The sequence below is a fragment of the Vicinamibacteria bacterium genome, assembly GCA_035620555.1.
Taxonomy (GTDB): domain Bacteria; phylum Acidobacteriota; class Vicinamibacteria; order Marinacidobacterales; family SMYC01; genus DASPGQ01.
Genome location: DASPGQ010000514.1, coordinates 1 through 6,678, shown reverse-complemented (window position 1 = coordinate 6,678; position 6,678 = coordinate 1). Strand labels below are relative to the sequence as shown.

The window sequence follows — 6,678 nt, the reverse complement described above, 5'->3', positions numbered from 1 at the left end:
GGAATGAAGCGCAAGGGGATCCATGTGGTAGCGGGGGGCGGATTCGAACCGCCGACCTAAGGGTTATGAGTCCTTCGCTCTCACCAACTGAGCTACCCCGCCTGACATTGGCTTGCGGGAGACCTGTCAGCCTCCAAGTCTACACCACGAGCGTGTGCCTGGCGTCACCTGCGTTCGAGCGACGACTGCCGAGCTGCTTGGTGCTACGGGTCGGCGGAAGATGCCGCTTCGGGGGTTTTCTCGGGGCGCGCCCTCACCGGTTTCTTCCTGGGCTTCCGAACGGCCTTTTTCTGGGGGACTGGCTGGCTTTGGGTACGGATCGAGACTTTTCTCGTCTTCAGCTTGTCGACGAATTCTCTGGCAACCCGTCGGCTCGCGGTTTTGACGCTCCGGTTGATTCTTTCCGCGGAATCTCCGTCGAAATGCTTCAACGCGCTGCTCACGACCCGAGTGACTTCGGAGGCGATCTCTTGCTCGATCTTCTTGAGGAGCTTCGCCTGGACCTGCTTCTTCTTTGGAAAATCGAAGTAGCTCAGCTGCCCCTGTCCTTTGCGTACCCGGGTCCACGTCTCGACCGGCAGATCGATTCCCACGATGCCCGACGTCGGAATTGCTTGATCGAAGCCCTTGACCAGAGTCCCGGCGAGTTCGTTGATGGCCGGATTGTGACCCACGATCATGACCGTGCGGTCTCCGTCCTCGAGGTTTCGAACGATCTTCATGAGTTGTCCCTGATCTGCCTCATAAACCTCGCTCCGTGAGACGATCTTCTTCTTGTATCCCAGGGTCTTGGCGACGATGCTGGCGGATTGGCGAGCGCGATTCGCCGAGCTCGAGACGATGACGTCGGGGCGCCGCCCGTTTTGCCTGAGCTTCTTCGCGATCTTCTCGGCGTCTTGCTTTCCTCTCTTCAGGAGCGGCCTCCCGAGATCCGGAGTTCGACGATCTCGACCCGCGGCCTTGGCGTGCCGAACCAGGTACAGTTTTTTCATCATCGTCCCTCGACGTCCTTCGAGGACTCGAACAGACTTGCTTGATTTTGTTGACAGGCGGAACAGCCCTCGATCATGGGAACCTAAGACATGAATGTTACAGTCAGGTTGAGAAGACGTGTTTTTTGTGTGACAACGTGAGGACGCGGCGACGTACTGCCGCCTCTTGTGCTGTCGAGCGGCGGCGGTCCAACCCGGGAGGCTGTCCCCGCCCGGGTCGCGGCCGAAAAGAGGGGTAAAGGGGCGGCGTCTGCTAAAAAGCGGGGTCCGGACGACGCCGCCCCTTCGAGGGCCGCGAGAGCCGCGCAAGAAGAGAGTACCCGGCGAACATCACGAGAAAATCAATACCATATGAACTTTGGGTTACCCGCCATCCGGATTGATTCTGACCTCCAAGTTTCGCGATGATTGGCAAAACGATGAGGCGACGAGACTTCTTGCTGGGCATCGGAGCGCTAGCACTTTCGCCTCGGTCCCATGCCGCGGCGCCGAGAGTCAACGGGGCGAGACTGAATCGGCGCCTCTCCGACCTCTCGCGATTCGGCCGAACTGCCGAGGGAGGCATCAGCCGCGTCGCTTACAGCGACGCGGACCTGAACGGCCGCGACTTCGCGATGAAATGGATGCGGGAGGCCGGGCTCGACGTTCGGACGGACACGGCGGGAAACCTCCTCGGCCGCCGCGCCGGAACCGAGCCCGACCTGCCTCCGATCCTGCTCGGCTCGCACATCGATTCCGTCCCCGAAGGCGGCAACTACGACGGTCAGGTCGGCTCGATGGGCGCCATCGAGGTCGCGCATACGCTCGAGGAGGCCGGCGTTCGAACGAGACATCCGCTCGAGGTCGTCATCTTCCAAAACGAAGAGAACGGCAAGACGGGAAGCCGGGCGATGGTGGGAGAGGTGACCGAGAAAGATCTCGCGCTCCCGTCCCATACCGACAAGACGGTCGGTGAGGGGATTGCCTTCATCGGTGGCGATCCGGAACGCCTCGACGAGGCCCGAAGGCGCCCCGGTGACATCGCGGCATTTTTCGAGCTCCACATCGAGCAAGGAGGCGTCCTCGAGGAGCGCGGCATCGACGTGGGCGTCGTCGAGGGTATCGTCGGTATCGAACGGTGGGTCGTCGTCATCGAGGGCTTCGCCAACCACGCCGGCACGACGCCCATGGATCAGCGGCGAGATGCCCTTCTGACCGCAGGCCGATTCATCGACCTGGTGAACCAGGTCGTGACGTCGACTCCGGGTCGACAGGTCGCAACCGTGGGACGGATCGAAGCCCACCCCGGAGCCCCGAACGTGATTCCGGGACGAGTGGAGTTATCGCTCGAGATCCGCGATCTGGCGATGGACCACATCGAGCGGTTCTTCGCGCGGATCGAACGGGAGGCACGCGGCGTCGCTTCACGAAACCGGACCTCGATCTCCTTCGAGCGTTACTACGTCAGTCGGGCGGCGCCCACCGACGAGAGACTCCGAGAGCTCGTCCGGAAGGCCGCTCACGATCTCGGCCTGTCGACCCTGTCGATGCCGAGTGGAGCGGGACACGATGCCCAGAGCATCGCCCTGGTTGCGCCCGTGGGCATGATCTTCATACCGAGCACGGGTGGTATCAGCCATTCGCCGAAGGAGTATTCGCGCCCCGAGGACATCGAGGCGGGCGCCAACGTCTTGCTTGGCGCCGTGCTCGGGGCCGACATCCTCGCCCTGGCCTGACCGGCGCGATATACTCGCCTGTTTGAGATGCAACAGCACTTTCGCGCCGCGATGGCTCGTCTCGAGAACGAGCACTGGTGGTACCGGGCGCGCAATCACATCCTCGAGCGGGCGGTCGGACGGCTCGTCGGCCGAACCGAGCGCGCTCTTACCATCGGGGTCGGCTACACCCGGGAAGCGGAGATGCTCTCCAAGACGGCTCGTCTCGTGGCGATCGACAAGGCACCCATCGATCCCCGCCTCCGCGAGCTTGCCCTCGCCGCGCAAGCGGACGCGATCGCGCTTCCTTTTTCCAGCGAGACCTTCGACGCGGCATTCATGTTCGACGTGCTCGAGCACGTCGATGCGGAAGCTTCCGTGCTCCGAGAGATCCATCGAGTGCTGCGGCCGGGCGGGAAGCTCGTTTTGAGCGTCCCGGCGTTCATGTTCCTCTACGGCCTCCAGGACGTGGTGAGCGAGCACAAGAGGCGCTATCGGCGCGGACCGCTCATCGAGCTCGTCACCGGTTCCGGCTTCGAGGTCGACCACGCGACTTACTTCAACACGCTTCTCTTTCCCCCGATCGCCGCCATCCGCATCCTGCGAAAGATCTTTCCCGTCGCCAAAGACGTCCGGAGCGACTTCGACGTTCGCCTGCCCGGCCCCGCCGAGCTCGTCTTGGAGAAGCTCTTCTCGCTCGAGCGCTATGCGATCGACCGCGTTCGGCTGCCTTTCGGGGTCTCGATTCTCTGCTCGGCCCACCGACCCTGAGCCTATCCGGGCACGCTTTCCCCGACCGATGAGATTCGAAGAAGAGGTCCGGAGACGACGCACGTTCGCGATCATCTCCCATCCCGACGCGGGAAAGACGACGCTTACCGAAAAGCTCCTGCTGTACTCGGGGGCAATCCACCTCGCCGGCTCGGTGAAGGCCAAGCGGGAGTCGCGACGCACGATCTCGGACTGGATGAAGATCGAGCAGGAGCGAGGCATCTCGGTCACGTCGTCGGTCTTGCGGTTCGAGCACGGTGGCAGCGCACTCAATCTGGTCGACACTCCGGGTCACGCCGACTTCTCCGAGGACACCTATCGCACTCTCGCCGCAGTGGACTCGGCGGTGATGCTCATGGATCACGCCAAAGGGGTCGAGCCTCGGACGAGGAAGCTGTTCGAGGTCTGTCGCCTGCGAAAGCTTCCGGTGATGACGTTCATGAACAAGCTGGATCGGCACGGCCTTCACCCCCTCGAGCTCGTTGATCAGGTGAGCGAAACGCTCGACCTCGAAGTCGCACCCCTCAACTGGCCACTGGGGATGGGTGGCGACTTCCGGGGCGTGGTGGACCTGAGGACGAAAGAGGTCATCGTCTATCCCGACAAGGGCGGTGGGATGAAGACGGCGTCGCATCGTTTGGACTGGAAAGAAGCCGAATCCCTGGTCGGGTCTCGCATCTACAAGCACGTGGCCGAGGAGCTGGAGCTTCTCGAGCACGCCGGTGACGCCTACCGCCACGAGCGGTTCCTCTCCGGCGACGTGAGCCCGCTCTTCTGGGGCTCGGCGATGAACGACTTCGGGGTCGAGGAGCTCCTCGATTACATCTCCCACCACGCGGCTCGTCCCGCTCCCCGGGAAACGGAGGACGGAGAGCGGATCGCGCCGGAAGACGAGCGCTTCACCGGGTTCGTCTTCAAGATTCAAGCGAACATGAACCCGCGACACCGCGACGGAATCGCCTTCATGAGGGTGGTGAGCGGCAAGTTCGAGCGTGGCATGGACGCCATCATCGGACGCTCGGGGGAGACGTTGAGGCTCGCAAAACCTCACACGTTCCTCGGAGACGAACGTTCACTCGTCGACGAGGCCTGGCCGGGAGATATCGTCGGCCTCTACAATACCGGCAAGCTTCGTGTCGGGGATACGCTGTCGACCGGTGGACCGATTCATTTCGCCGGTATCCCCCGATTCGCGCCCGAGCACTTCGGGCAGCTCCGGCTCGAGGATCCGCTGAAGCGCAAGGCTCTCGATGCGGGGCTCGAGCAGCTCTCGCAGGAAGGCGTCATTCAGCTGTTCTTCATTCCCGGCCAGGGCCGGCAGAGCCCGTATCTCGGGGCAGTCGGACTCCTTCAGTTCGAGGTCCTGAAGGAACGACTCAGAAGCGAGTACAAGCTCTCCGTCGAGTTCGTGAAGGCGCGCTTCACCCGCGCTCGTTGGATCGGCGGCTCTCCCCAGGCTCGGGAATGGCTCGGCTCGACTCACGGCTATACCGTCGTGGAAGATCGACACGGTCACCCGGTGGTCCTCACCGATTCCGACTGGAACTTGAGCTACGCGCTCGATAACGCGCCCGGTCTCGAGCTCTACGAAGTCGAGCCCCTGTAGTTCCGGTCAAGCCCTCGTCGATCTCCTCGCTCTCTCCTCGATCCCTCTCTTCGAGAGTGCGCTCAGGGAGGCAACGGCGCTCGGATCGCGTCTCAAAGAAGCAGGAAGAGAGGAGGAGTTCACGATGCAGCCCAACGTGAGCATGACGATGACCGTGACGTTCCACGAAGGACGGCCCTTCATCGAATCGAGGCTTCGACCGCTCGATGACCGAAACGGACCGATACCCAAGGGCAAGATGCTCGTCTTGCGGACGCCCATTCTCCCACCGGGCGCCTCCGAGCAAGAGATCCGCGCGGCTACGGAGAGAAAGCTCGAGCCCCTGTAGAAACGACATCGTCCACAGGCCAGCGACGACCTCCTAGGAGGACAGCTCGTCGGTCAGGTGGCTCCAAGCCGTTGATTTCATTGTATCGGAGCTTCGGCACGGGGTTTGCGATCGACCAATGACGTTAACGTTCGCTGGAGGACGAAATCATGAGGACGACGACGATGGGAATTCTGGCGCTGGGGCTTCTCACGGGAACGGCGCAGGCCGACGACAGTGCGTTGCGTGACGCCCTCGCGCGAAGACTCGCAGAAGGCATTCGAGTGGAAGTGATCGACGGGATCGTAACGCTCGAGGGAACGGTCCGGAGCGTCGGGGACAAGAGGGACGCCATCGAGAGGGCCACGGAGACCGACGGGGTGGTAGCGGTGGAGGACAAGATGGAGGTTGCGCGCGGCGAAAGCGACAATCAGGTTGCCGAGGACGTCGCCAAAGCGGTTCGCCGCTACGTCTTCTTCACCATCTACGACGACGTCAACGTCGCGGTGGACGAGGGGAATGTGAGCCTCACGGGACGGGTGACGATGCCTTTCAAATCCGACGAGATCGAGGAGCGGGTTTCAAAGGTCATCGGAGTTCAGAGCGTGACCAACGAGATTGCAACACTTCCCACGAACATTGGAGACCAGAGGCTTCGTGCCGCCCTGGCCTATCGAATCTATCGCGATCCTCTGTTTCGCGACCTCGCTTCGAGGGTCAATCCCCCGATTCACATCGTGGTCGAGAGGGGGCGCGTCGCTCTCACCGGCGCGGTACGTTCCGAAGTCGAAAAAAGAAAGGCCGAGCACATCGCCCGCTCCACCTTTGGTGTTTTCGGCGTCGACAACCGGCTCGCTGTGGGAAGCTAGCCCCGACGAGCCCGGAGGCCCCCACGATTCGAACGTCGCCTCTACCGAGACTGCGGGAGCTACTCGTGGCGTAGCGCGGAAACGGGCTCGATGCGCATTGCCCTCATCGCTGGGACGAAGCAGGCGACGAGAGCCACGGCGAGCAGCACGAGAGGAACGACGATGAACGTCATCGGATCGGTGGTCGTGACCCCGAACAAGAACGACCCGAGGAGACGTGACAGGACGAGCGCGAGGCCGATCCCCAGAGAAACGCCGATGACGCCGAGCAGGAGACCCTGCGAAAGCACGAGCTTCAGGATGCGCCGCGTACCCGCTCCGAGCGCCATCCGGAGTCCGATCTCGCTCGTGCGCTCGGCCACGAAGTACGACATGACTCCGTAGGTTCCCACCGCTGCCAGAGCCAGGGCCAGAACGGCGAACACCACGAGGAGCAACG

The 6,678-nt window shown here is 62.6% G+C and carries 7 protein-coding genes and 1 tRNA gene; 5 read left to right on the top strand and 3 right to left on the bottom strand.

From position 1 onward, the window contains the following. Positions 1–25: 25 nt before the first annotated feature. Positions 26–102: transfer RNA gene (locus VEK15_20915), tRNA-Met, on the bottom strand. Positions 103–203: 101 nt separating this feature from the next. Further along, the gene (locus tag VEK15_20910; GenBank protein ID HXV63173.1) at positions 204–995 is read right to left on the bottom strand and encodes a histidine phosphatase family protein; all 792 of its coding nucleotides are present in this window, start codon (positions 993–995) and stop codon (positions 204–206) included. Between the two features lie 416 nt (positions 996–1,411). Between VEK15_20910 and VEK15_20905 the strand changes: the two genes are divergently transcribed. The 5 genes from VEK15_20905 to VEK15_20885 all read left to right on the top strand — a co-directional run bounded on the left by VEK15_20905 (position 1,412) and on the right by VEK15_20885 (position 6,239). Further along, positions 1,412–2,707, top strand: a complete 1,296-nt coding sequence (locus VEK15_20905; GenBank protein ID HXV63172.1) for a Zn-dependent hydrolase — start codon at positions 1,412–1,414, stop codon at positions 2,705–2,707. Positions 2,708–2,734: 27 nt separating this feature from the next. Continuing rightward, positions 2,735–3,457: a methyltransferase domain-containing protein gene (locus VEK15_20900; GenBank protein ID HXV63171.1), complete on the top strand. Its 723-nt coding sequence runs from the start codon at positions 2,735–2,737 to the stop codon at positions 3,455–3,457. Between the two features lie 28 nt (positions 3,458–3,485). Next, positions 3,486–5,063: a peptide chain release factor 3 gene (locus VEK15_20895; protein HXV63170.1), complete on the top strand. Its 1,578-nt coding sequence runs from the start codon at positions 3,486–3,488 to the stop codon at positions 5,061–5,063. Between the two features lie 124 nt (positions 5,064–5,187). Continuing rightward, positions 5,188–5,391: a hypothetical protein gene (locus VEK15_20890; GenBank protein HXV63169.1), complete on the top strand. Its 204-nt coding sequence runs from the start codon at positions 5,188–5,190 to the stop codon at positions 5,389–5,391. Positions 5,392–5,540: 149 nt separating this feature from the next. Further along, the gene (locus tag VEK15_20885; protein HXV63168.1) at positions 5,541–6,239 is read left to right on the top strand and encodes a BON domain-containing protein; all 699 of its coding nucleotides are present in this window, start codon (positions 5,541–5,543) and stop codon (positions 6,237–6,239) included. 59 nt (positions 6,240–6,298) lie between these two features. Here the strand turns inward: VEK15_20885 and VEK15_20880 are convergent. Continuing rightward, positions 6,299–6,678, bottom strand: a 380-nt coding sequence (locus VEK15_20880; protein HXV63167.1) for an FtsX-like permease family protein, incomplete at its 5' end; no start/stop codon positions are given.

Coding starts and splice junctions, on each gene's coding strand:
- VEK15_20910 (HXV63173.1), bottom strand. CDS start 995: ATGATGAAAAAACTGTACCTGGTTCGGCACGCCAAGGCCGCGGGTCGA.
- VEK15_20905 (HXV63172.1), top strand. CDS start 1,412: ATGAGGCGACGAGACTTCTTGCTGGGCATCGGAGCGCTAGCACTTTCG.
- VEK15_20900 (HXV63171.1), top strand. CDS start 2,735: ATGCAACAGCACTTTCGCGCCGCGATGGCTCGTCTCGAGAACGAGCAC.
- VEK15_20895 (HXV63170.1), top strand. CDS start 3,486: ATGAGATTCGAAGAAGAGGTCCGGAGACGACGCACGTTCGCGATCATC.
- VEK15_20890 (HXV63169.1), top strand. CDS start 5,188: ATGCAGCCCAACGTGAGCATGACGATGACCGTGACGTTCCACGAAGGA.
- VEK15_20885 (HXV63168.1), top strand. CDS start 5,541: ATGAGGACGACGACGATGGGAATTCTGGCGCTGGGGCTTCTCACGGGA.